Source organism: Micromonospora sp. CA-248260 (assembly GCF_050942205.1).
Taxonomy (GTDB): Bacteria; Actinomycetota; Actinomycetes; order Mycobacteriales; family Micromonosporaceae; genus Micromonospora; species Micromonospora antibiotica.
The window spans coordinates 7,168,084-7,190,360 of sequence record NZ_CP192021.1 but is presented as its reverse complement, the minus strand read 5'-3'; the positions used below and the strand labels follow the sequence as shown (position 1 = coordinate 7,190,360).

Sequence of the window (22,277 nt, the reverse complement as noted above, 5' to 3'; positions counted from 1 at the left end):
GACACGAATATGGGGCTGTCTAGCGTTGATGCTAGACAGCCCCATATTTCCCTGTTCAGCTGCGTTTGCGCAGGCAGAGTACGTAATCGAAGAGGTCCACCGAGTTGTCGTGCACGTAGTTGGCGTTCGACTCCGGGGCCAGCGACTTACACCGGTCCCCGTTGGTGGACGCCGGAATCCGCAGCAGCACCTCGTAGGTGTTCGGACCGCACGGCACCTTGCGCAGGTCGGCGTCACTGGCCGTACCGTCGTTGACCACGCAGTCGCCCCGGACGATCTGCTCCGCCCGGGTCGGCGTCGGGGTCGGCTCGGCCGTGGTCGGCTCGACGGTCGGCTCCGTCGGTGCGTTCCCGGTCGGCCCGTTCTCCGTCGGCGAGGCGGACGCGACCGCCTCCGGAGCCGGATCGTCGCTGTCACCCGACGCCAGGAGGAACCAGCCACCCACCACGAGGCACGGGCACAGCAGCAGGACCACCACCAGCCCGATGATGAGCGCGATCCGACCGCCCCGACCCTTTGCCGGCGGTGCCGCCGGAGGCGGGAAACCCTGCCCCGGATATCCCGGTGGCGTGGGCTGCCCCGGGAAGCCGGGCGGCGGTGCGGCCGGTCCTGGGAAGCCGGACGATGGTGCGGCCGGTCCTGGGAAGCCGGACGATGGTGCGGCCGGTCCTGGGAAGCCGGACGATGGTGCGGCCGGTCCTGGGAAGCCGGACGATGGTGCGGCTGCCCCCGGGAAGCCGGACGATGGTGCGGCTGCCCCCGGGAAGCCGGATGACGGTGCGGCCGGCCCCGGGTAGCTGGGTGCCGGGGGCGGTGGGGACTGGGCGGGGTAGCTGGCCGGTGGTGGTGACGCCGGTGCGCTGAACGCGCCGGCCGCCGGTGCGGCGGTCGGCCCGGCGGGCGGGAAGGGCCCCGGCGGCGGGTAGCCGGCCCCCGAGGACGGCACCGGCGTGCCGGTCGGCGGGAGATAGGTGTCCGGCGGAGGATAACCCGCCCCCGAGGACGGAGGTGGGTAGCCCGCTCCGGAAGACGGCGTCGGGTAGTCAGCCCCCGCTGCCGGCATCTGGGTGGTCGGCGAGTACCCGCCCGCTGCGGGCATCTGGGTGGTCGGCGAGTATCCGCCGCCCGCTGCGGGCATCGGCGTGGTGGCCGGCTGCCCGGCTCCCGACACCGGCAGCCGGGTGGTCGGCGGCTCAGGTGGCGTGGAGATCGGGGCGGTCGGCGGTTCGGCGGCGAAGGGTGCGGTCGGCGGTTCCGGCGTGGTGGCCGAGAGTGGTGCGGTCGGCGGTTCGGGCGTGGTGGTCGAGAGTGGTGTGGTCGGGGGTTCGGGCGTGGTGGCTGAGAGTCGTGTGGTCGGCGGTTCGGGCGCGGCGGCCGAGATCGGTGCCGTCGGCGGCTCCGGCGAGGACGCGGCCATTGGTGCGGTGGGCGGTTCTTCCGCACTCGGAATGGGTGCCGTGGCCGGCTCGCCCGCCTCCCGTGACACCGGCACGGTCGGTGGCTCGACGTCCTCCCGGCGGATCGGTGTGGTCGGTGGCTCGACGTCCTCCGGGCGGATCGGTGTGGTCGGCGGCTCGTCCGGGCCGGTATCGGGTCCGGTCGGCCCGGCGGAGAGCGGGGCGGTCGGTTGGTCGTCCGCGTCACCCCGGAGGGGTGCGGTCACCGGTTCCTCGGCAGCGCCCGGGGCAGGCGCGGAGATCGGCGCGGTCGGCGTCTCGTCAGCCGGATGCGGGGCAGCCGGCGAGTTGACGGCGGTCACCGGTTCCTCGGCGGCGTGTGGAGCCGCCGGGGAGATCGGTGCCGTCGGCTGCTCGTCCTGGTTGCGGGTGAGGGGTGCCGTCGGCTGCTCGTCCGATCCGCCCGGGATCGGTGCCGTCGGTGGTTCCGCCTCCGACGGAATTCTCACGGTGGGTGGCTCCGGCTCGGCGCGGAAGATGGGCTTCGTCGCTGGTTCGGGGTCGGGGTGCGCGAGGGGCGCGGTGGGTGGCTCCGGGTCGCTGTTCGAGGGACGTTGTTCCTCGTCGGGGCGGCCGGAGTCGGGTGGGCCGAAGGTTGACAATCTCTCCCCCAGGGGTGGGCTCAGCGCTGCTTCAGGCAGAGGACGAAGTCGAGGGTGTCCAGCTCGCTGTCGAAGAAGTACCAGTTGGTGTAGCCCTCCACCTTGCCGCACTTCGCCTCGGCGTCCCTTTCACCACTGGTCGCCCCGTCGAAACGACGTAAGACCTCGTACGTTCTCGGGGCGCACTCGGTGATCAGTAGCTTGGGCTTGCCGCCGGCCGGACCCTCGTTGCGGACGCACTGCCCAGCCTTGACGAAGCGCGGGTCGGCCGAGGCGGCGGGTGCGGGGGTGGCGGTGGTCGACCCGCCCGGTTCGGCAGTGGCCGCGTCCGGCACCACCGGTGCCGTCGGCAGCGCCGCACCGGTGTTCGTCGGCTCGTCGTCGCTCAGCAGGTACCACAGGGTGCCACCGCTGACGGTCAGCACGGCGAGCACAACCAGCACCGCGATCAGCGGACCCCGGCCGCGCCCCGACCCGGGGTTGCCCGGGTAGGCCACCGGTCCGCCCGCCGGAAACTGCCCTGCCGGCCCGTACGGCTCCGACTGGAACTGGTCGTACGCCGGATGGTGGGGCTGCTGTCCACCCGTCGGCTGGGTCGGCACGGTTGCGGGGTGGGGCTGCTCCGGGGCGGGCTGGCCCCAACGGTCGTCCGGGCGTCGCCCACCCCACGGGTCCGGGGAACCGCCCGGTGGTCCGTAGTTCGCCATGCCCGCCCTCCCGCGTGCCGAGATGCCGGTCGTCCGGAAGGACGCCACCGACGTGGTCACCGTAGCGTGGTCCCGCGATGACCTCACCTTCCTCGGCCGCGACACCCGCCCGACCAGCGCTGATCTGGACCGCACTCATCCTGGTCTACGTGCTGTGGGGTTCCACCTACCTCGGTATCCGGGTCGTGGTGGAGTCGATGCCGCCGCTCGGCTCGGCTGCCGCCCGCTTCGGTGGTGCCGCGTTGGTGCTGGCGGTGGTCCTGCGGCTGCGGCGGGGCGCGGGTGCGTTGCGGGTCGACCGGCGGCAACTCGGCTCGGCCGCGCTGGTCGGGGTGCTGCTGCTGGCCGGCGGCAACGGCCTGGTGGTGCTCGCCGAGTCGGGCCCGGCCGGCGTGGCGGTGCCGTCGGGCATCGCCGCGCTGCTGGTGGCCACCGTCCCGCTGCTGGTGGTGCTGCTGCGTACGGTCACCGGGGACCGCCCGCCGGGGTGGACGTTCGCCGGGGTGACGGTGGGCTTTCTCGGGCTGGTGCTGCTGGTGCTCCCCCGGGGCGGGACGGGGACGGTGCCGCTGGTCGGTGCGTTGACCGTGGTCGCGGCGGCCACCTGCTGGTCGGTGGGGTCGTTCCTGTCCAACCGGTTGCGGATGCCCGCTGACCCGTTCGTCGCCACCGTCTACGAGATGGTCGCCGGGGCGGTGGCGCTCGTCGTGCTGTCCGTGACCCGGGGTGAACTGCGCGGGTTCTCCCCGGCGCAGGTGACGACCCGTTCCTGGTTCGCCCTGGCGTACCTGCTGGTGGCCGGGTCGTTGGTCGCCTTCACCGCGTACGTCTGGTTGCTGGCCCATGCGCCCATCTCGTTGGTCTCCACCTACGCCTACGTGAACCCGGTGGTGGCGGTGGCGCTCGGCGCGTTGCTGGTGGCTGAGCCGATCACCGGTCAGGTGCTGCTCGGCGGTGCGGTGATCGTGGCCGGCGTGGCGCTGGTGGTGACCACCGAGCGGGCCCGCCGGCCGGCGGGTGACGGGGCAGCCGCCGTACCGTCCCGGCGGTAACGTCGAGGGCCGTGCCCGTCGGCCCGGTGACCGTAGCCGCGATGCTCGGCGTCCTGGCCGGCCTCGCCGCACCCCGGATCGCCCGTTCCTTCCCACCCCGCACCCCGCCGGCCATGCACCCGACTCCAGCGCCGGCCGTGGCCTCGGCTCCAGCGCCGGTCGGGATCGCGGTGGTGGGGGCGGTGGTCCTCGGTGGGTTGGCCGCCGCACGGTGGCCGGAGCCGGCACTGCCGGCGTTCCTGCTGGTCGCCGCCGTGGGTCTGGTGCTGGCGGTGGCGGACCTGACCAGCCTCCGCCTGCCCGACCCGCTGGTCGGCGCGGCCGCGCTCGGCGGCGGCACCGCGTTGACCGTCGCGGCCGTCGTCACCGGCACGCCCGGTCGTCTGGCGCTCGCGCTCGCCGGGGCCGCCCTCTCCCTCCTGCTGTACGTCGTGCTGGCGCTGCTGCCCCGCTCCCGGCTCGGCTTCGGTGACGTGAAGCTGGCGGCGGTGCTCGGGCTGCCGCTGGGCTGGCTGGGCTGGCCTACCCTCTGGCTCGGCCTGCTCCTGCCGCACCTGCTCCAGGGGCTGCTGGTGCTGGCGCTGCTGGCCGCCCGCCGGGTACGCCGGGACACCGCCCTGCCGTTCGGCCCGGCCCTGCTCACCGGTGCCTGGCTGGCCGTCCTGCTCGCCTGACCGGCCTGTCGGGCCGGCTGGGGCGGGCGGGCAGCAACGTCACGCATCAAGCGGTATCAGCGCGGGCGGATACCGCTGCGGCGACCCCGTAGGTCGGTCGACGGACAGTCAGATCAGGCGGAGCTGCCGGTCCTTGGGTCGGCGTGGCTCGGCCTCGCCGAACCGTTCGAACAGCCCCGGGTCGACGACGTCCAGGAACGGCGACGGTCGGCAGTCGCGTTCGGTACCGTGCCGGACCCGGCGGGCGGCGTGGCTGACGTAGAGCCGGTCCTGGGCGCGGGTCAACCCGACGAAGAACAGCCGACGTTCCTCGGCGATCGCGTCGTCGTCCGGTGTCGAGCCGGGCCAGCGCAACGGCAGCAGACCGTCCTCCACGCCGACCAGGAAGACCACCGGGAACTCCAGCCCCTTCGCGGCGTGCAGGGTGAGCAGGGTGACCGCTTCGGCGCGCGGGTCCAGCGCGTCCACCTCGGCCCCGGTGGCGAGCTGGGAGAGGAAGAGTTCCAGGTCGTCGCCGCAGCGTCGGGCCAGCGGGGTGAGCAGGTCGACGGCGGTCCGGACGTCCTCGGGGCGGACGGTGCCGGCGGCGTCCAGGGTGGGGGCGGCGAACCGTTCGGCGAGCACCTGACCGGCGAGCCGGACCCGGGCGGGCAGCCCACCGGCGGGACCGTCGGCGTGCCGCAGTTCCCGGGCGATCGCGAGGACACCGGGCCGGTCCCGGAGCCGGTCGTGCGACCGCTTCTGCACCGGGATGTTGGCCCTGGCCAGCGCGTCCACGATCGGGGCGGCCTGCGCGTCGGTGCGGTAGAGCACCGCGATGTCGGAGAAGGACAGGGTGGTGGACCGGCCGTCGATGCGCCCCGAGTCCAACGACCGGTGGGAGAGGCCGCCGACCAGGTCGTCGACGGTGCGTACCACGAAATCGGCCTCGTCGGCGACGGACGCCGCCGGGTAGCGGCCGACCAGCGGGGCCTCCGGGTCGAGCCGGGCCGGGTCGAGCCGGCGGCCCCGGACCAGCGACGACGGCGCGATGGCCTGGACGGCGGCGGCCAGGATCGGCGCGGACGAGCGGTAGTTGCGGTTGAGCCGGACCAGCCGGGCGTCGGTGAAGTCCTCGGAGAACCGCAGGAAGTAGCCGACGTCGGCACCCCGGAACGAGTAGATAGCCTGGTCCGGGTCGCCGATCGCGCAGATGTTGCCGTCGGCGGGGCTGAGCAGGCGCAGCAGGTCGTACTGGACGGGGTCGACGTCCTGGTACTCGTCGACGAAGATCCACCGCCAGCGTTCCCGGTATTCCCGGACCAGCTTCTTGTCGCCCTTGAGCAGTGCGACCGGCAGGGTCAGCAACTCGTCCAGGTCGACCAGGTCCTGCTTACGCAGCAACGCCGTGTAACGGGCCGGGTCGTCGCCGGCCTCCGTCCGGGCGGCCGACCGCTCGGCGTCGTCGGCGATCCGGAACCCCTCCGGCAGGCCGGCCGCGGCGGCGTTCTCCCGCAGGATGGCCAGCCCGAGCGAGTGGAAGGTGCCGACGGTGACGTCCTCGGCGACCGGGCCGAGCAGCCCGTCGAGCCGGTGCCGCAGCTCCTCGGCGGCCCGCCGGGTGAAGGTGATCGCCAGGCACTGCTCGGGGAAGACGTTCAGCTCGGCGCAGAGGTAGGCGATCCGGTGGGTCAGCGTGCGGGTCTTGCCGGTGCCCGGCCCGGCCACGATCAGCAGCGGGCCGCCGGGCGCGGAGGCGGCCACCCGCTGCATCGCGTCCAACCGGTCGAGCAGGCCGGTACCGACCTCCTCCATCCCGGCGAGCATCGGCTCGAACGGCTCGTGCGGCGAGGGGGTCGAGGCGATCGGTGGCGGTGGCGGGGTCGGCGCGGGCTTCGGCTTCGGCTCGGCCTTCGCCGCCGCCGGCCGCTTGGCCTTCGGTTTCGCCGCCGGCTCCGTCGGCCTGCGCTGCGCCGGCACCGGTACGTCGAAGAGCGTCTCCTGCCCCGACCCACCGGCCCCGCCCAGCTCGGCCGGGTCGAAGAGGGTGATCACGCCGTACTCGCCGTCGTAGCCGGGCACCCGGCGCACGTCGCCCCGGCGCAACCGGCCGATGCCCTCGGCGAGCAACTCCCCGCCGACCCGGCCGATCTCGTCGACCGGGGTACGGGTGAGGATCTCCAACTCCGGGCCGAGCGCGGCGACCAGCTCGTTGAGCTTGCCTTCGACCTTCTTGGACCGGGGCCCCACCTTGTTGATCTCACCGAGGATCTCGGCCAGCGGCACCAGGTGGGTCACCTCGCGGGCGTGCTCGGGGCGGTGCCCGTCCGGCCGGTCGGCCAGCTCCTCGATCCGGCTGAGCACCCCCACGGTCAACGGCTTGCCGCACTCCGGGCAGCGCCCGCCGGCCGCCCTGGTCCGCTCCGGCGACCAGTTGACGCCGCAGAGCCGGTGCCCGTCGGCGTGGTACTTGCCCTCCTCGGGGAAGAACTCGATCGTCCCGGCCAGCCCGTCACCGGTCCGCAGCGCGTCCCGGATGGCGAAGTAGTCGCGGGCCGACGAGAAGACGGTGGCCTCCCGGGCCAGGGCCGGCGGGGAGTGCGCGTCGGAGTTGGAGACCAGCCGGTAACGGTCCAGGCTGCCGACCCGCCAGTTCATCGCCGGGTCGGAGGAGAGCCCGGTCTCCACCGCGAAGACGTGCTCGGCCAGGTCGGCGTAGCAGTCGGCGATCGCGTCGAAGCCGGACTTCGAGCCGAGCGCGGAGAACCACGGTGTCCAGATGTGCGCCGGCACCAGGTAGCCGTCCGGGCTGGCGTCGAGGGTGATCTCCAGCAGGTCCCGGGAGTCCAGGCCCAGGATCGGCCGGCCGTCCGAGCCGAGGTTGCCGATCCGGCCCAGCGCCGTGTTGAACCGGGCCACCGCGTCCAGGTCGGGCAGGTAGATCAGGTGGTGCACCTTGCGGGTCCGGTCGTCCCGCTTGTAGATGGTGGAGATCTCCACGCTCAGCATGAACCGGACCGGGTCGGCCTCCGCCGCGTCGGCCAGCCGGGGCGGCAGCCGCCGGGCGATGTCCGCCTCGGCCTCCGGGCCGAGCCGGTACAGGCCGGGCTCGGCCGGTTGCAGGGTTTCCCGCAGGTGGTCGTACCAGGCGGGGTGGGTGAAGTCGCCGGTGCCGAGCACCCCGATGCCCTTGCGTCGGGCCCACCAACCGAGGTTGGGCAGGGTGAGATCGCGGCTGCACGCGCGGGAGTACTTCGAGTGGATGTGCAGGTCCGCGACGAACGGCGGGACGCCACCAGGGGGAGCGGCGCTGAACGGAGGCACGCCGCATCCTGTCACGGCCGGTCCACTACCCGCCTGCCGCCACGCGTACGCGTGAGGAGGGCAATCCGGTGCTGGACTACCGCGGCCGGACGCGGTATGAGCCGGGCTCTCCGTCCATCCGGGCAGGTCACGGGGCGCGCAGTTCGACCAGGGTCACCTGCGGCGGTGCGCCGACCCGGACCGGGGGACCCCAGAAACCGGCCCCGTTGGTGACGTAGACCTTGGTGCCGTCGATTTCACCGAGCCCGGAGACCACCGGCTGTTGGAGCTTGACGGCCAGGTTGAACGGGGCGAGTTGACCGCCGTGGGTGTGCCCGGACAGTTGCAGGTCGACGCCGAACTTCGCCGCCTCGTGCACGGCGATCGGCTGGTGGGCGAGCAGCACCACGGGGCGGTTGACGTCCCGGCCGCCGAGCGCGGCGGTGAAGTCGGCAGGGCCGGCGACGCCGGTGCCGTCGGCGGTGACGTCGTTGATCCCGGCCAGGTCGAGCACCCCGCCCCGGGCCTGGATCTCCTGTCGCTCGTTCTGGAGCACCCGCAGGCCGAGCCGGTCGACCTCGGCCACCCATTCCTCGACCCCGGAGTAGTACTCGTGGTTGCCGGTGACGAAGAAACTGCCGTAGCGGGAACGCAGGTCACGCAGTGGCTCGGCGGCCTCGCCCAGCTCGGCGACCGAGCCGTCGACCAGGTCACCGACGACCGCGACCAGGTCGGCGTCCAACCGGTTGATCATCTCGACGATCCGCTCGGTGTGCACCCGACCGCGTAGCGGACCGAGGTGGATGTCCGACACGGTGGCGATGCGCAGCCCGTCCATGCTGCGGGGGAGCTTCGCCAGCGGGATGCGTACCCGGTCGAGCTGCGGGGGGCCCAGCGCGGTGCGGACCCCGTACCCGGTGATGCCGGCGGCGGTGAGCCCGGCGAAGATGGCGGCCCCCCGGGCGAGCAGCAACCGGCGGGACTCGTCGTGGTCCGGCCGGTCCACGGCCTCGGCGGCCGGCGGGTCGGCGCTGCCGGCCGCACCGACCAGCGCCGGTTCCGGGGCGGCGGTGGTGGCCTCGGCGGCGGTGCTGCGCCGTCGCAGCACCAGCCGGGTCACCGCCATCGGCACTTCCAGCACCACCAGCACGATCAGCAGGTAGAACATCACCGCGAGCCAGAGGTAACCGGGCCAGGCCAGCCAGAACGCCCCGGCGATCTGGGTGCCGGCCATGGTTGCCGGGACGAGCACCGCCAGGAGTAGGGCGACGACCGTGCCGACCCGGCGCCACCGGCCCGGTCCGGTGGTGTCCTTGACCAGCCGTTTCCACAGGTAGAAGTGGATCAGGCCGGTGACCAGGGCGAGCGTGCCCACGAACCCCAGAATCGCCAACACGGCAGCCCTTCCTCAGCCGCCCGCGAAGGGAGGCAGCACGTCGATCGTGGCCCCGGCCGGCAACGGCGTCTGCCGATCATGGCAGGCGACGCCGTCGACCAGGAAACTCGCCACCTGGAGCACCGCGGCCAGCCGGGGGCCGTGCCGGTGGGCGAGTTCACCGAGGAGTTCGTCCAGCGGCCGGCCGGCGGAGGCGGTCTCCTCGCTGCGGCCGGCGGCGGCCCGCGCCCCGGCGAAGTACCGGACGGTGAGGTCCACCTCAGCCTCCGATCGCCGACATGGGCCGGACGGGTTGCAGGAAGGTCGGGTCGTCGATGCCGTGCCCGGCCCGCTTGACCACCGTGGCGGCCTGCCAGCGGCGGGCGAGGTCGGCGTCGTCCGCGCCGGCCCGCAGCGCGCCCCGCAGGTCGGACTCCTCGGTGGCGAACAGGCAGTTGCGGAGCTGGCCGTCGGCGGTGAGCCGGGTGCGGTCGCAGTCGCCGCAGAACGGCCGGGTCACCGTGCCGATCACCCCGACCCGGGCCGGTCCGCCGCCGACCAGCCAGGTCTCGGCCGGGGCGGCGCCCCGGTGCGCCGGGTCGGGGGTGAGGGCGAAGTCGGCGGCCAGCGACGCCAGGATCTCGTCGGCGGTGACCATCGTGGCCCGGTCCCAGCCGTGCTGGGCGTCCAGCGGCATCTGCTCGATGAACCGCAGCTCGTAGCCGTGGTCGAGGGCGAACCGCAGCAGCGCCGGTGCCTCGTCGTCGTTGACCCCGCGCATCAGCACCGCGTTGATCTTCACCGGGGTGAGCCCGGCGGCGGCGGCCCCGGCCAGCCCGGCGAGCACGTCGGCCAGCCGGTCCCGCCGGGTCAACGCGGCGAACCGGGCCGCGTCCAGGGTGTCCAACGACACGTTCACCCGGTCCAGCCCGGCGTCGCGCAGCGCCGGGGCGAGCCGGTCCAGGCCGAGACCGTTGGTGGTCAACGAGATCCGGGGGCGGGGGGTGAGCGCGGCCACGGCGGCGACGATGCCGACCAGCCCCGGCCGGATCAGCGGCTCGCCCCCGGTGAACCGCACCTCGGTCACCCCGAGCCGCTGCACCGCGACCCCGACCAGCCGCACGATCTCCGCGTCGGTGAGCAGCTGCGGCCCGGCCAGCCAGGGCAGTCCTTCGGCCGGCATGCAGTAGGTGCAGCGCAGGTTGCACTTGTCGGTCAGCGACACGCGCAGGTCCCGGGCGATCCGGCCGTACCGGTCGACGAGGACGCCGGCGGTCGTCGGGGCGGCGGTCACCCGTCGACCGTAGCGCGGCCGACGCCCCGCAGCGCCGCTCGGGCGGCACCGACGACCGCATCGCGGTACGCCCCGCCGAACAACGCGGTGTGCACGAGCAACAGGTGCAGCTGGTGCAGCGGCACCCGTTCGGGCCAACCGTCGGCGAGCGGCCACGCCTCCCGGTAGCCGGCCATGATCCGGTCGAGGTGCGGCGGACCCCCGAAGAGCGCCAGCTGGGCCAGGTCCGTCTCCCGGTTACCGCCGTGCGCCGCCGGGTCGACCAGCCACACCCGGTCGTCCGCGCCCCAGAGCAGGTTGCCCGGCCACAGGTCGCCGTGCAGCCGGGCCGGCGGCTCGTCGCCGCCGAACTCGCCGACCCGCGCCACCACCTGCTCGACCAGCGCGGCGTCCGGGCCGTCGAGCGCACCGCCGTCGACCGACATCCGCAGGTACGGCAGGAGCCGCCGCCGGGCGAACCAGTCCGGCCACGGCCCGTCGTCAGGGGTGTTGTCCTGCCCGAGGGTGCCGATGAACCCGGGCCACGCCGCCCCGAACCGGTCGGCGCCGGCCCGGTGCGTGCCGGCCAGCTCCCGACCGAACCGCTCGGCCGCGTCGGGTGTCGGCTCGCCGGGGTCGACCCAGTCGAGCGCCAACAGCTCCGGCAGCGCCACCACCACCTCCGGTACGGCCACCGCGCCGGCCTCGCGCAGCCAGCGCAACCCGGCGGCCTCGGTGTCGAAGAAGCCTTCCGGCACCGGTCGACCGGCCCGCTCCGGCCAGGTCTTGGCGAAGACCGAGTGGCCGTCGTCCAGGGTCAACCGCGAGGCCGCGCAGCTGTCCCCGCCGGCCACCGGGGTCTCCCGGATGCGCTGGTGGGTCAGGAAGGTGGGCAGGTGCTCCGGGTGCGCCCGTAGGTACGCCAGGTCCATGAGCGCAAGGTAGCCGCTCGGACCGACCCCGGTGGGCCGCGTCGCCTCCCGGATCGCGGTGACCTGCACGACTACCGTCCGTATCTGTGGATAACCCGCGTGTCGTCCACAGGGCCTGTCGAGGATGTTCCCGCCCGCCGCAGGCTGCCGGACATGAACGCGACCGACCGCCCCCGGCTCACCGTCCGCTCGCCCGCCGACCTGATCACCGCCGTGCCCTACCTGATCGGCTTCCACCCCGTCGACAGCATCGTGGTGGTGGCGATGCGGGGCCGACGGATCGTCTTCGCCGCCCGCGCCGACCTGCCCGAGTCGGGCACCGACCCGGCCCTGCCGGCGCGACATCTCGGCGACGTGATCGGCCGGCAGGACGCCGAATCCACCACGGTCATCGGTTTCGGCCCGCCCGAACGGGTCACCCCGGCGGTGGACGCCGTTCGGTCGGCGCTGGACGACATCGGGCTGCCCGTGCTCGACGCGCTGCGGGTGACCGACCGCCGCTACTGGTCGTACCTCTGCGAGGCGCCGGACTGCTGCCCACCCGACGGCACCCCGTACGACCCGGAGGCCAGCCAGGTCGCCGCCGCCGCGGTCTACGCCGGTCAGGTGGCCCTCCCCGACCGGGCGGCGCTCACCGCGCAGGTGGCCCCCGCCGAGGGCGTCGACCGGGTCGCCCTGCGCCAAGCCGGAGACCGCGCCGAACGACGCCTGCTGGGCCTGCTGGAGGCGGCCCCCGCCACCGACGAGTTCGGCGAACGGGCCATCCGCAGGGCCGGCGTGGCAGCGGTACGGCAGGCCCAACGTCGGCACCGGCGCGGCGACCGGCTCACCGACGACGAGCTGGCCTGGCTGACCCTGCTCCTGACCCACCTGCCGGTACGCGACCACGCGTGGGAACGCACCGACGGGCGCGAGGAGGACATCGCCTTCTGGAGCGAGGTGCTGCGCCGCACCGAGGAGGAGTTGGTCCCCGCCCCGGCCTGCCTGCTCGCCTTCGCCGCCTGGCGGGCCGGCCAGGGCGCGCTCGCCGCCGTGGCGCTGGAACGGGCGCTGAGCCTCCGCCCCGACTACACCCTCGCCCAGATCCTCGACGACCTGCTCCGGCGCGGTGTACCACCGTCCGACCTGGACGGATGGCCGGCCGTGACCGAGCCGGGAGTGCTGCGCCGCCGTCGTCGTCGACCCCGCCGGCCTCGTTGACCGGCCGTGCCGGTGTCGTTAACCCGCTCTGCACCGCTGCCGGCGCACCATTGTCGCTGGCCGGCCGCGCTGTCGCGGCACCTGCAGCGTGCCTTTGCCCACCGCTCGTGGCGGGGCGGTGAACGGTGGGGTCAGCGTCGGGCCGGGCGGTGCTGCCCACGCCGTTGCGGCGGCGCGGGGGTGGCACGCACGGTCCAGGGCCGGGTCTGTAGGACGTTGAGCACCTGGCACCGCGATCCGATCCAGGCCCCGGTGGCGGGACACGTCCAGCAGGCCAGGTCGAGCGCCCTGGCGTGCAGCTCCTTCAGCGGTCGGTTGAAGATCGGTTCGTGATGCCCGATCCGGTTGCACAGCTCGTGCAGGTCGGCCAAGGGACCGTGGACGTCTCGACGCAGCCGTCGGCTCGGCCAGGCGTCGCGTAGGTGCGGCCAGAGGGACCGGTCGTAGGTGCGGGTGAGCAGGAAGGGCCAGAACCCGAAGGTGAGTTCCGCGACGACCCGTCCAGGGGTTTCCTGCCGGCTGTCGCGGGTGGCCTGCTCGCGGGCCTTGGCGATCTGCTGATGGCGGCGCTCGTCCAGGACTCGACCAGGATCGAGGTACCAGCGGGGCTCCCGGTAGACCCGGGTGGACCAGTCGGTCAACTGTTGGTGCATGGCATTGCGGATCAGCACCTCGACGTGGCCCAGCGTGATCCAGAAAGCGCCGCTCACGGTGGCGTTCCACTCGTACAGCGCCACGGCTTGGTCAAGATCACCGCCGACCGCAGCCTGGTAGGTGCCCAGCCGTTCCACGGAGAACCGTTGTCGTAGTAGCTGTGCTGTCGCCTCAGACACGCATCCCACTTCACCGACGGGGGCCAGGTACCCGAATTCCTGTGCTGCCGCAGCGTATGGCGTGGTGGGCGGCCCGTGCGCCAGGCGTGCCGGTGGGCCGAGCCAAAAATGAATGGCACCCGCCCGACCCCGGGAGGTGCCATTCATTGGTGAAGCCAGAACTCTGGTGGCCCGAGGGCGCCCAGAGCGTTCAACGCCGATCCTACTACAGACGTCGGTACCCGGCGATGCGCATAGTTCCTGGCAGTGGGCGTGAGGTGCCTGCCCCGCAACTCGGAGCAGGCACCTCACCGGGTATGTCGGTCAGGCGCGATCGGCCAACCCGGCGACGAACGTGCGCCACGAGGTCGGGGCGAACGTCAGGGCCGGCCCGTCCGGGTCCTTGGAGTCCCGCACGGCGACCGCGCCGGGAAGATCGTCGGCGACCTCGACACAAGCTCCACCATTGGAGCTGCTGCGGCTGCTCTTACGCCAGCGCGCCCCGGTCAGCTCATCCATGATCGTGCCCTCAGAAATTCGATGGTCTGGTCGCGCGGCAACGCTACCGACCTGACTGTATCCCAGACCTCCCAAAGGGAAGCAACGTCCTTGGTGATGCGTCCTGCGGCCTGATCGTCCAGATAGCCGACCTCTTCACCCTCCGGTGTGTTCGCGATGATGAACGGTCCTGCCTGACCTGGATGAAGTCCGGCGCGTAGCGGCAGGACGTGGACCATCAGATTCGGTCGCTGGGCAAGCTCTACCAGGTGGTCCAACTGGGCATTCATGACGTCTGGGGTTCCCCGGCGTAGAGCTGCCTCGTCGATCACGAACACGAGCAAGGGCGGCCGTGCTCGGTTGAGCACGGCCGCCTGCCGTTGTAGGCGAGATTCCACGTGATCTTCGGCATCGGCGGCGAGCGGGCCGCTGGCGATGATGGCGCGGGCGTAATCAGGGGTCTGGAGTACGCCTGGCAGGACGGCATTCTCGAACCACCGCAGGCCGGACGCCTCCCGCTCGATCTCGGCCCACGGTCTGAACCATGCCGGCTCGAGCTTCTTCAGAATGTCCGGCCAAAGTTCCTCAATGTCCTTACGCAAGATCTCGGCAACCTTGGCGCGGTGGCGCGTTTGGGGAATCCGTCCCTGGTTCACCCACCGGGCTGCCGTCTTCGGATCAACTCCGATCTGAGAGGCGAGGCTTTCGGCGGTCTCGCCAACCGCAGCCATCGCTCTCTGAACTGCCCGATTCATCCACGCTCCTCCGAGTGAACGTCCCGAATGTCTGCGGTACAGACCGCTACGCGGTGTCATCGATCCGCAACCCTGGGCAAGGTCTATTCGGGGCGGCGCTGTCGGTAGTGGTCGAGAGCTGGCGACGGCGTCTGCCGGAGGGGCCGTCCCGTGGGAGGGCGGGACGGCCCCTCCTCCACGTCGACGCAGAGGAGACCCCGTGCCCAGGGAGAAGCCGAAACCCGAGCAGAGCCCGAAGCCCGTACCCGACCCGACGCCCGTACCCGACCCCGGACCGCCCGCGCGCCCGATCGTGCCCGGACCGATCGGGCCGTTCGTTCCGCCGTACCGGGGGCCGGGGCGGATGACCGGCGTCGTGCCGACGCACCGCTGGGCGGTCAGCCGGAACCCGGGGCCACGGTGACTCCGCCGGAGATCAGGTCGGGAGACGTGCTGCACCTGTCGCGTACCGCCAGCGTGCAGTTCATCCGGCCGATCACGGTCCGCGTCATCCGGGTGCTGACCGACTGGCACACGTACGACGGGTGGGTGTGGATCGATGCGTACCAGCTGAATGCTGTCGGCGACGCGGTGCGGCGGCGGACCCTGTTCCTGATGCCGGCGGGTGCGCGCCGGCCCGCCCCGCAGTCGGACCGCGCCCCCACCCGGACCGTCCCGGCTCCCCCGGCCCGGCGAGGTGGGGCGACGGTCTCGCGGCGGGGGATGGCGGTCCCCCGGGACGCGCGGCCCGGCCGGGGGCGGGCGTCCCGGTCGGCGGGGACACCGTGACCGGGCCGCTGCCCGGCCGGCACACGCCGCTGCGGCCGATCTGGTTGTGCCGGGTCGATGCGAACCCGTGGCCGTGCGGGGCGGCGAAAATCGCCCTCCTCGCCAGGTACGACGGCGACCGGCCGGGCCTGCTCGCCCTGCTGGCCCGGTTGTCGACGGAGGCGACCGATCATCTGACGCAGCTCGACAACGGTCGCCAGATCGACGTGACCGACCGCTTCCTGAGCTGGGCCCGCCCGCCGGGTCGTTGATTCTCCCCGCCGGTCCGGGTCGGCGCAGCAGGCCGGCGCTGCGCGGGTTCCTCGCCGCCTCGATCGCGGTAGCGGGGCTCGGCTGTCCATCGATTGTGGAGAGTTGTTGCTGCCCTGGCGACAAGAAATCTCCACAATCCTCGCCCCACTCCCACCAACCCCGTGCCGGGCCGACCGCACCGCCGACGCCGCGCCAACCGCACCGCCGACGCCGTGCCGGGCCGACCGCAACGCCGACCCCGGTGGGGCCGCCGGTCGCGACACGGGCAGCGATCGGATCCCCATGAGAGATCAGGATGTGACGCGGTGCGCGCCGGTGTAGACGTTCATCGTCCGGCCGCGCAGGAAGCCCACCAGGGTCAGGCCCGCCTCGTCGGCCAGGTCGGCGGCCAGGGTGCTCGGGGCGGAGACCGCCGCCAGCAGCGGTACCCCGGCCATCCACGCCTTCTGGGTCAGCTCGAAACTCGCCCGGCCGGACACCATCAGCAGGTGCCCGGCGAGCGGCAGCCGCCGTTGCCGCACCGCCCAGCCGATCACCTTGTCCACGGCGTTGTGCCGGCCGACGTCCTCGCGCAGCACCACCAGCTCACCGTCGGGGGTGAACAGGCCCGCCGCGTGCAGGCCGCCGGTGCGGTCGAAGGCACGCTGCGCGGCGCGCAGTCGGTCCGGCAGCTCCGCCAGCAGCTTCGCCGGCACGGTGAGCGGGTCGTCCGCGACGGGAAAACGGGACCGGGTACGCACCGCGTCGATGCTGGCCTTGCCGCACACCCCGCAGGAACTGGTGGTGTAGAAGTTGCGTGTCGGGTCCGTCTCCGGTGCCGGCACACCGGGGGAGAGCACCACGTCGACCACGTTGTACGTGTTCGGTGTCTCCGCCCCGGAGCAGAGCTGGGCGGTGTGCACGTCGGCGTCGCTGCGGATCAGCCCCTCGGTCAGCAGGAAACCGATGGCCAGGTCGAGGTCGTCACCGGGGGTACGCATGGTCACCGCCAGCGGGCGGCGTCGACCCGGGCCACCCGGACCGACCCGGATCTCCAGCGGTTCCTCCACGGCGAGCGTGTCGGGCCGGCGCAGCGCCACCCGGGCGTCGTCCGCCGCGTCGAGGTCGATCCGGAGCACGCTCCGCCGGTCAGTGGCCCGTCCCATCCCGCCATCCTGCCCCGCCCACCCGGCCTCCCGCACGGTGACCACCCTGGCTGCGCGGTCGCATGCTCGGCCGGTGACCCCGTCGGCCTGCCGGGTGCCCGTCCGGCGGGGCACCCGGTGCCGGCGCCGGCGACCGTGGAACGCGACAGGATCGACCGATGAGGGCAGTGACCGGATCATGATGCCGGGCCGGGTGGGAGCCAAACCGCTACCGTGACCGGATGACGGCGTACGCGGCGGTGGTGCTGGCCGGTGGTGCGGCCCGCCGGATGGGTGGGCGGGACAAGCCGGCGGTGCCGGTGCACGGGCTGTCGATGCGCGACCGGGTGCTCGCCGCCGTTGCTGACGCCACGCCCCGGGTGCTGGTCGGGCCGGGCGGGTCGCTGCCGGTCGACGTGCTGGTGACCCGGGAGGAGCCGGCGGGCGGTGGCCCGGTGGCCGCGACGGCGGCCGGACTGGCCCTGCTCCACCCGGGTACGACGGTGGTCGCCCTGTTCGCCGCCGACCTGCCGCTGCTCACCCGCCCGGCCGTCGGCGTGCTACTCGACGCGCTCGCCGCCGAGTCCGGCCCGCAGGCACCGGACGGCGTCTGTCTCCTCGACGACCGGGGCCGGCGGCAACCGTTGTGCGGGGTGTGGCGGGTGCCGTCGCTACGTGCCGCGCTGGCCCGCGTGGCCGCCCGCCGATCCGAGGCCGCCAAGGCCGCCGGGAGTGTCGGGGCTGCCGGGGTCGCGGAGCTGCCCGGGACCGCCGGGGCTGCCAGGAACGCCGAGCTGCCCGGCAACGCCGAGCTGCCCGGCAACGCCGAGCTGCCCGGAAGGGCCGGCGGGACCGGGGGCGTCCGGGTTGTCGGGCGGGCCGGCGGCGGGGGAGCCGAAGCCCTCGCCGGGGCGTCGATGCGGGAACTCCTGGGTGAGCTGACCGTACGCGAGTTGGTCTGGTCCGCTGCCGGCCCGCCACCGTGGTTCGACTGCGACACTGACTCCGACATTCGCCGGGCGGAGGAGTGGACGCGATGACGGTGCTGGACGACTGGGTGACGGCGGCCTGCGCCGAGCTGGGTCTCGACCCGGCCGAGGTGTCGGTGCCGACCGTGCTGGACCTGGCCCGGGACGTCGCCCACCAGGTGCTGCGGCCGGGTGCGCCGGTCACCGCGTACCTGCTGGGGGTGGCGGTCGGGCGCGGTGCGGACCCGGCAGCGGCGGCGGCCCGGCTCAGCGGACTGGCCGCCCAGTGGCCGGTGGAGCTGGGCGGCGAGCGCCCCGACCGGCTGGCGTCCGAGGTCGGCCGGCAGGCACCGCCGGCACCCTGAGCGGCCCGGCAATGACCGTCGCGGCCGGCTGACCGGCCGCCCCACCGGTGATCCCGTCACGTCGTGATCTCTCGCCGCCACGATCGTCGGCGACGGTGTCCGATGCCGGTCGCGGTGGATTCGTTCTCCGGCCCGCCTGGGTAGGGTGACCTTGACGGACGGAGGCGATCATGACGGCGGACCACCCCTCGAAGCCGACCGGTGATCAGCCCGGCACCTCGCCGGCGCACCACGACCACCACGAGTCGGTCCTGCTGGACGAGCCGAGCACGGCCGATCTGCGGGCCAAGGTCACCGAGGCGTGGCGGGAGTTCGCCCGGGCGCTGGCCGCGCGGCTGCGTGAGCTGCCCGCCGGGGCGCAGCTCGAACTCACCCTGGACCCGACCGCCTCCGGCACGGGTGACGCGGTCTATTCGATCAGCGTGAGCATCGACGAGGGGGGCCGGATCTCCGCCCGGGCGGTGGGCAACGCCACCCTGCCGCAGGGCTTCCGGCTGGACCGTGCGGCGGTGGCCGACATGATCGCGCTCGGCTGGTCGCCGCCCGGCGTGGTGGCGGGCTCCGGCGAACACTTCGGCCTGGACGGGGTGGCCGACGACGCCAGCAAGCTGGCCGGGCTGCTCTCCCGCACCCTGCGGGACGTGTACGGCGCACCGCACCCGGCCTTCCTGGTCTATCTCAGCCAGGACGCCGAGGGTGAGTCGTTGCCGATCGAGGCGCTCGGCACCGCACGCAGCGAGTTCGGCCCCGACCAGGACGTCGAGGCCGACCTCGACGAGGCACTGGCCGCTGCGGCGAGCGCGCAGAACGGTGAGCAGGAGGTCCTGGACCTGCCCGAACGGGTCCGCACGGTGGTGTCGACCATGCTGAAGTCGACCTCCGACCACCTTCAGATCGACTCCGACGGCGACATCAACATCCGGGCCGGGTCGGCGATGGTCTTCGTCCGGGTGCGGGACAACCCGCCGCTGGTCGACGTCTTCTCGCCGGTGCTGACCGAGGTCGAGCCGACCGAGCGGCTGTACGTGAAACTCTCCGAGCTGACCAACCGGATGCCGATCGGCCGGTTGTACTGCGCCGACGACACGGTGTGGGCGTCCATCCCGGTCTTCGGGCGCAACTTCCAGGCTACCCACCTGATGCTGGCGGTGCAGGTGATGACGGGGCTCGCCGACGAGTTGGACGACCGGCTGCACGGTGAGTTCGGCGGGAAGCGGTTCTTCGGCGAGGGTGACAAGCCGGGCCGGGGCGACAGCGAACACCGCACCGGCATGTACCTCTGATCCTCCGCCCACCAGACAACCGCGCCGCCGCCGCCGGCGGCCTGCCGCCGCGCTGCTGCCCGGCTGCTGGCTACGCCGCCGGGTACGGCCCGACCGGCCCGACCGGCCCGACCGGCCCGACCGGCATGGGCGGCGCGGGCGGTCAGGGGGTGGACGGGCCGACGCCGGGCGACTCGACCAGTCGGGACAGCACGATGGTGCTCCGGGTGGAGGTGACGAACGGCTCCGCCCGGAGCCGTTCCAGTGCCTCCTCCAGGTGGGAGATGTCGGCGGCCCGCAGGTGCACGAGCGCGTCGGCCTCACCGGAGACGGTGTAGGCGCCGACCACCTCGGGGTGCCGGCGGGCGGCCACCCCCAGCTGGGTGGGTGTGGTCCGGCCGGCGCAGAACAACTCGACGAACGCCTCCGTGGTCCAGCCGACGGCGGCCGGGTCCACCACGGCGGTGAAGCCCCGGATCACCCCGGTGGCCCGCAGCCGGTCCACCCGTCGCTTGACCGCAGGAGCGGAGAGTGACACCCGGTTGCCGATGTCCGCGTACGAGGTTCGGGCGTCCGCCACGAGCAACGCAATGATTCGCTGGTCGACCGCGTCTATCTGCAACGTTCCGCCTCGTGGAAGCAATGGTTGTGGCTGTTACCAACGTTCTACGCTACCTACCCTTGGTGACCGTGAACCAGCAGCGCGCCCCGCGAAAGCGGACATATCTGATGTGTGCCCCGGAGCACTTCGCGGTCGAGTACGCCATCAACCCGTGGATGGACGTCACCGTCGGCGTCGACGTGGCACTGGCGGTCAAACAGTGGGACCGGCTGCGGGACACGCTGGTCGGGCTCGGGCACGAGGTGCACGTGCTGACCCCGCAGGCGGGGCTGCCGGACATGGTCTTCGCGGCCAACGGTGCCTTCGTGGTGGACGGGACGGTCTACGGCGCGCAGTTCAAGCACGAGCAGCGGGCCGCCGAGGCCGCCGCGCACCGGGCGTTCTACCAGGAGCACGGCTGGCACTTCATCGCGCCGAGCGAGACCAACGAGGGGGAGGGCGACTTCGCCTATCTGCCGGAGGCGCACGGCGGGCTGATCCTCGCCGGGCACGGGTTCCGCACCGAGTTGCCGGCGCACGCCGAGGCGCAGGAGGCGCTGGGCCGGCCGGTGGTGTCGCTGCGCCTGGTCGACCCGCGTTTCTACCACCTGGACGTGGCGCTCGCCTCGATCGACGACGGCAACGTCGCGTACTTCCCGGGGGCCTTCTCGGCGGCCAGCCAGCGGGTGCTCACCCAGCTCTTCCCGGACGCGGTGCTCGCCGACGACGAGGACGCGTTGGCCTTCGGCCTGAACCTGGTCAGCGACGGGGCGAACGTGGTGCTCAACAGCGAGGCGACCCGGCTGGCCGGGAAGCTCAAGGCGGCCGGGTACACCCCGGTGCCGGTGGAGTTGGCCGAGCTGAAGAAGGGCGGCGGCAGCGTCAAGTGCTGCATCGCCGAGCTGCGCCCCTGACCGCCGCGCCCACCACCACGCCACGGCCTGCCCTGACCGGTGCCATGCCGCGAAGGGCCGACCCCGCCACGGCCGACCCCGCCACGGCCGACCCCGCCACGGCCTGCCCCGCCACGGCCTGGCCTGCCCGCCACCGCCTGCCATGCCGCGGCCGGCTGTGGGGCGGCTCAGCCGAGGGTGGCGATCTCGTTGATCAGGACGTTGGAGAGCAGCCGGCCGTCGAACTGCACCTTGCGCAGGTACCACTTCTGCTGCGGGGTACGCGGCTGGTTGAACTGCCACGGCCCGCGCGGGCTGTCGATCTGGCCGATCTTGCCCAGCGCCAGGTTGACCTGCTGCGCGGTGGGTTCCGCGCCGGCCAGCCGGATCGCCTTGTCGAGCACCTGCGCGGCGTCGTACGAGGCCATCGCGTAGGTGGTGGGCGAGACGTTGTAGGTCTTGCGGTATGCCGAGGCGAAGATCCGGTTGGCGTTGTTGTTGAGGTCGGCCGAGTAGTTCAGCGAGGTCTGGATGGTGCCGGCCTTGAGGCTGTCGTCCGCGTTGACCAGGGTCGAGCGCAGGTCGGTGAGGATGTTGCCCTCGGTCAGGAAGCCGGGCGCGTAGATGTCGCCGAACCAGCGGCTGCGGCGCAGTTGCCTGATGAACTGCTCACCCGCGGTGCCGGAATAGAAGCAGAAGATCCCGTCGGGCTGGCGGCTGAGCGCCTCGTTGATCTGCGCGCTGAATTCGTTCTCGCCCGGGGTGGGGTTGGCGGTGGTGAGGATGGGGTCGCCGATGATCCGGGGGTCGTCGGTGCCGAAGCCGTCCCGGAACCCGTTGATCACGTCCTGGCTGGCGGTGCCCTCCGGGGTGACGATGGCGAGCCGGCTGCCGGCGGGAAGTGTTCGCCGCAGGTACGACCCGAGCGCGCGGCCCGGCTCGTCGAGCACGTACGACGTCCGCCAGATGTAGACGACGCTCTGGAGGCTGGGCGGGGAGGCGTTGGACCCGATCAGCGGCACCCGGGCCTTCTCCACCGCGTCGCGGATGCCGGACATCACGGTGGAGTTGACCACGCCGCTCATGGCGAGCACGTTCTGGGCGAGCAGGGAGTCGACGGCGGCCTGGCCGCTCTTGGCGTTGTCCCCCTCGTCGACGGTCACCACGGTCACCGGGTGCCCGCCGAGCTGCTGCCCGTTCATGGCCAGGAAGAGCTGGAAGCCGTTCTCGATGTCCTCGCCGATGGCTTTGCCGACGCCGCTCTCCGGCCGGATCAGCCCGATCTTGATCGGTTTGCCCACGACCGGCGTCTCGGTGTCGTCCGTGCCGCAGGCGGCGGCCAGTCCGGTCGTACCGAGCGCGGCCAACAGTTGGAGGGCCCGCCTGCGGTTCATCTGCGACACCGAAATCCTTCCGGGAGCATTG

The 22,277-nt window shown here is 73.0% G+C and carries 22 protein-coding genes; 9 read left to right on the top strand and 13 right to left on the bottom strand.

Annotated elements, in window-relative coordinates; genetic code table 11:
- Positions 1–55: 55 nt before the first annotated feature.
- Both ACQP2H_RS31365 and ACQP2H_RS31360 read right to left on the bottom strand, forming a co-directional pair.
- Positions 56–478 carry an LppU/SCO3897 family protein gene (locus tag ACQP2H_RS31365; protein ID WP_308290954.1) on the bottom strand — a complete coding sequence of 141 codons (423 nt, stop codon included), beginning with the start codon at positions 476–478 and terminating at the stop codon, positions 56–58.
- A 1,601-nt stretch (positions 479–2,079) separates the two neighbouring features.
- Positions 2,080–2,556: an LppU/SCO3897 family protein gene (locus tag ACQP2H_RS31360; RefSeq protein ID WP_219470480.1), complete on the bottom strand. Its 477-nt coding sequence runs from the start codon at positions 2,554–2,556 to the stop codon at positions 2,080–2,082.
- A gap of 287 nt (positions 2,557–2,843) precedes the next feature.
- Between ACQP2H_RS31360 and ACQP2H_RS31355 the strand changes: the two genes are divergently transcribed.
- Both ACQP2H_RS31355 and ACQP2H_RS31350 read left to right on the top strand, forming a co-directional pair.
- Complete coding sequence (locus ACQP2H_RS31355; RefSeq protein WP_208565132.1) at positions 2,844–3,818, top strand: EamA family transporter; 975 nt, start codon at positions 2,844–2,846, stop codon at positions 3,816–3,818.
- Positions 3,819–3,844: 26 nt separating this feature from the next.
- Complete coding sequence (locus ACQP2H_RS31350; RefSeq protein ID WP_433230212.1) at positions 3,845–4,492, top strand: prepilin peptidase; 648 nt, start codon at positions 3,845–3,847, stop codon at positions 4,490–4,492.
- Between the two features lie 108 nt (positions 4,493–4,600).
- On the opposite strand, the gene ACQP2H_RS31345 is transcribed toward ACQP2H_RS31350, so the two are convergent.
- The 5 genes from ACQP2H_RS31345 to ACQP2H_RS31325 form a co-directional block, all read right to left on the bottom strand.
- A complete protein-coding gene (locus ACQP2H_RS31345) occupies positions 4,601–7,795 on the bottom strand; it encodes a UvrD-helicase domain-containing protein (protein ID WP_433230209.1) in 3,195 nt (1,064 codons plus the stop codon).
- A 127-nt stretch (positions 7,796–7,922) separates the two neighbouring features.
- Positions 7,923–9,170, bottom strand: a complete 1,248-nt coding sequence (locus ACQP2H_RS31340; RefSeq protein WP_357538135.1) for a metallophosphoesterase — start codon at positions 9,168–9,170, stop codon at positions 7,923–7,925.
- A 12-nt stretch (positions 9,171–9,182) separates the two neighbouring features.
- Entirely contained in the window at positions 9,183–9,428 is a 246-nt protein-coding gene (locus ACQP2H_RS31335; RefSeq protein ID WP_088643614.1) for a MoaD/ThiS family protein, read from the bottom strand.
- A gap of 1 nt (position 9,429) precedes the next feature.
- Positions 9,430–10,443 carry a GTP 3',8-cyclase MoaA gene (moaA, locus tag ACQP2H_RS31330; protein WP_357538137.1) on the bottom strand — a complete coding sequence of 338 codons (1,014 nt, stop codon included), beginning with the start codon at positions 10,441–10,443 and terminating at the stop codon, positions 9,430–9,432.
- Positions 10,440–11,354 (bottom strand): fructosamine kinase family protein, encoded by a 915-nt coding sequence (locus tag ACQP2H_RS31325; protein WP_433230204.1) that lies wholly within the window; start codon positions 11,352–11,354, stop codon positions 10,440–10,442. The genes moaA and ACQP2H_RS31325 overlap by 4 nt, the downstream gene beginning before the upstream one ends.
- 153 nt (positions 11,355–11,507) lie before the next feature.
- On the opposite strand from ACQP2H_RS31325, the gene ACQP2H_RS31320 reads away from it, so the two are divergent.
- On the top strand, positions 11,508–12,554 hold the full coding sequence (locus tag ACQP2H_RS31320; protein WP_433230201.1) for a DUF4192 domain-containing protein: 1,047 nt from the start codon (positions 11,508–11,510) through the stop codon (positions 12,552–12,554).
- Positions 12,555–12,685: 131 nt separating this feature from the next.
- Here the strand turns inward: ACQP2H_RS31320 and ACQP2H_RS31315 are convergent, their stop codons facing one another.
- The 3 genes from ACQP2H_RS31315 to ACQP2H_RS31305 all read right to left on the bottom strand — a co-directional run bounded on the left by ACQP2H_RS31315 (position 12,686) and on the right by ACQP2H_RS31305 (position 14,619).
- Positions 12,686–13,387 carry a hypothetical protein gene (locus ACQP2H_RS31315; RefSeq protein ID WP_433230198.1) on the bottom strand — a complete coding sequence of 234 codons (702 nt, stop codon included), beginning with the start codon at positions 13,385–13,387 and terminating at the stop codon, positions 12,686–12,688.
- A gap of 303 nt (positions 13,388–13,690) precedes the next feature.
- Entirely contained in the window at positions 13,691–13,885 is a 195-nt protein-coding gene (locus tag ACQP2H_RS31310) for a DUF397 domain-containing protein (protein WP_363817745.1), read from the bottom strand.
- The gene (locus ACQP2H_RS31305) at positions 13,873–14,619 is read right to left on the bottom strand and encodes a helix-turn-helix transcriptional regulator (protein ID WP_363817742.1); all 747 of its coding nucleotides are present in this window, start codon (positions 14,617–14,619) and stop codon (positions 13,873–13,875) included. Before ACQP2H_RS31305 ends, ACQP2H_RS31310 begins: the two co-directional genes overlap by 13 nt.
- Before the next feature lie 399 nt (positions 14,620–15,018).
- Here ACQP2H_RS31305 and ACQP2H_RS31300 point away from each other — a divergent pair, with 399 nt between their 5' ends.
- Positions 15,019–15,387, top strand: coding sequence for a hypothetical protein (locus tag ACQP2H_RS31300; RefSeq protein ID WP_433230194.1), 369 nt, complete (start codon positions 15,019–15,021; stop codon positions 15,385–15,387).
- The gene (locus ACQP2H_RS31295; RefSeq protein WP_219465329.1) at positions 15,384–15,638 is read left to right on the top strand and encodes a flavin reductase; all 255 of its coding nucleotides are present in this window, start codon (positions 15,384–15,386) and stop codon (positions 15,636–15,638) included. Before ACQP2H_RS31300 ends, ACQP2H_RS31295 begins: the two co-directional genes overlap by 4 nt.
- 291 nt (positions 15,639–15,929) lie before the next feature.
- Here ACQP2H_RS31295 and fdhD read toward each other — a convergent pair whose 3' ends face one another.
- Positions 15,930–16,784, bottom strand: a complete 855-nt coding sequence (gene fdhD, locus ACQP2H_RS31290) for a formate dehydrogenase accessory sulfurtransferase FdhD (protein WP_219465327.1) — start codon at positions 16,782–16,784, stop codon at positions 15,930–15,932.
- A gap of 221 nt (positions 16,785–17,005) precedes the next feature.
- On the opposite strand from fdhD, the gene mobA reads away from it, so the two are divergent.
- The 3 genes from mobA (at position 17,006) to ACQP2H_RS31275 (ending at position 19,379) form a co-directional block, all read left to right on the top strand.
- Positions 17,006–17,803: a molybdenum cofactor guanylyltransferase gene (gene mobA, locus ACQP2H_RS31285; protein WP_357538145.1), complete on the top strand. Its 798-nt coding sequence runs from the start codon at positions 17,006–17,008 to the stop codon at positions 17,801–17,803.
- Entirely contained in the window at positions 17,800–18,096 is a 297-nt protein-coding gene (locus ACQP2H_RS31280) for a DUF6457 domain-containing protein (protein ID WP_219465323.1), read from the top strand. Before mobA ends, ACQP2H_RS31280 begins: the two co-directional genes overlap by 4 nt.
- Positions 18,097–18,266: 170 nt before the next feature.
- Positions 18,267–19,379: a YbjN domain-containing protein gene (locus tag ACQP2H_RS31275; RefSeq protein ID WP_219465322.1), complete on the top strand. Its 1,113-nt coding sequence runs from the start codon at positions 18,267–18,269 to the stop codon at positions 19,377–19,379.
- Positions 19,380–19,521: 142 nt separating this feature from the next.
- Here ACQP2H_RS31275 and ACQP2H_RS31270 read toward each other — a convergent pair whose 3' ends face one another.
- Positions 19,522–19,980, bottom strand: a complete 459-nt coding sequence (locus ACQP2H_RS31270) for an Lrp/AsnC family transcriptional regulator (protein WP_208565114.1) — start codon at positions 19,978–19,980, stop codon at positions 19,522–19,524.
- A gap of 107 nt (positions 19,981–20,087) precedes the next feature.
- Here ACQP2H_RS31270 and ddaH point away from each other — a divergent pair, with 107 nt between their 5' ends.
- Positions 20,088–20,873: a dimethylargininase gene (gene ddaH / locus ACQP2H_RS31265; RefSeq protein WP_219470476.1), complete on the top strand. Its 786-nt coding sequence runs from the start codon at positions 20,088–20,090 to the stop codon at positions 20,871–20,873.
- Positions 20,874–21,040: 167 nt separating this feature from the next.
- Here the strand turns inward: ddaH and ACQP2H_RS31260 are convergent, their stop codons facing one another.
- The gene (locus tag ACQP2H_RS31260; RefSeq protein ID WP_219465321.1) at positions 21,041–22,255 is read right to left on the bottom strand and encodes an ABC transporter substrate-binding protein; all 1,215 of its coding nucleotides are present in this window, start codon (positions 22,253–22,255) and stop codon (positions 21,041–21,043) included.
- Between the last annotated feature and the right edge of the window lie 22 nt (positions 22,256–22,277).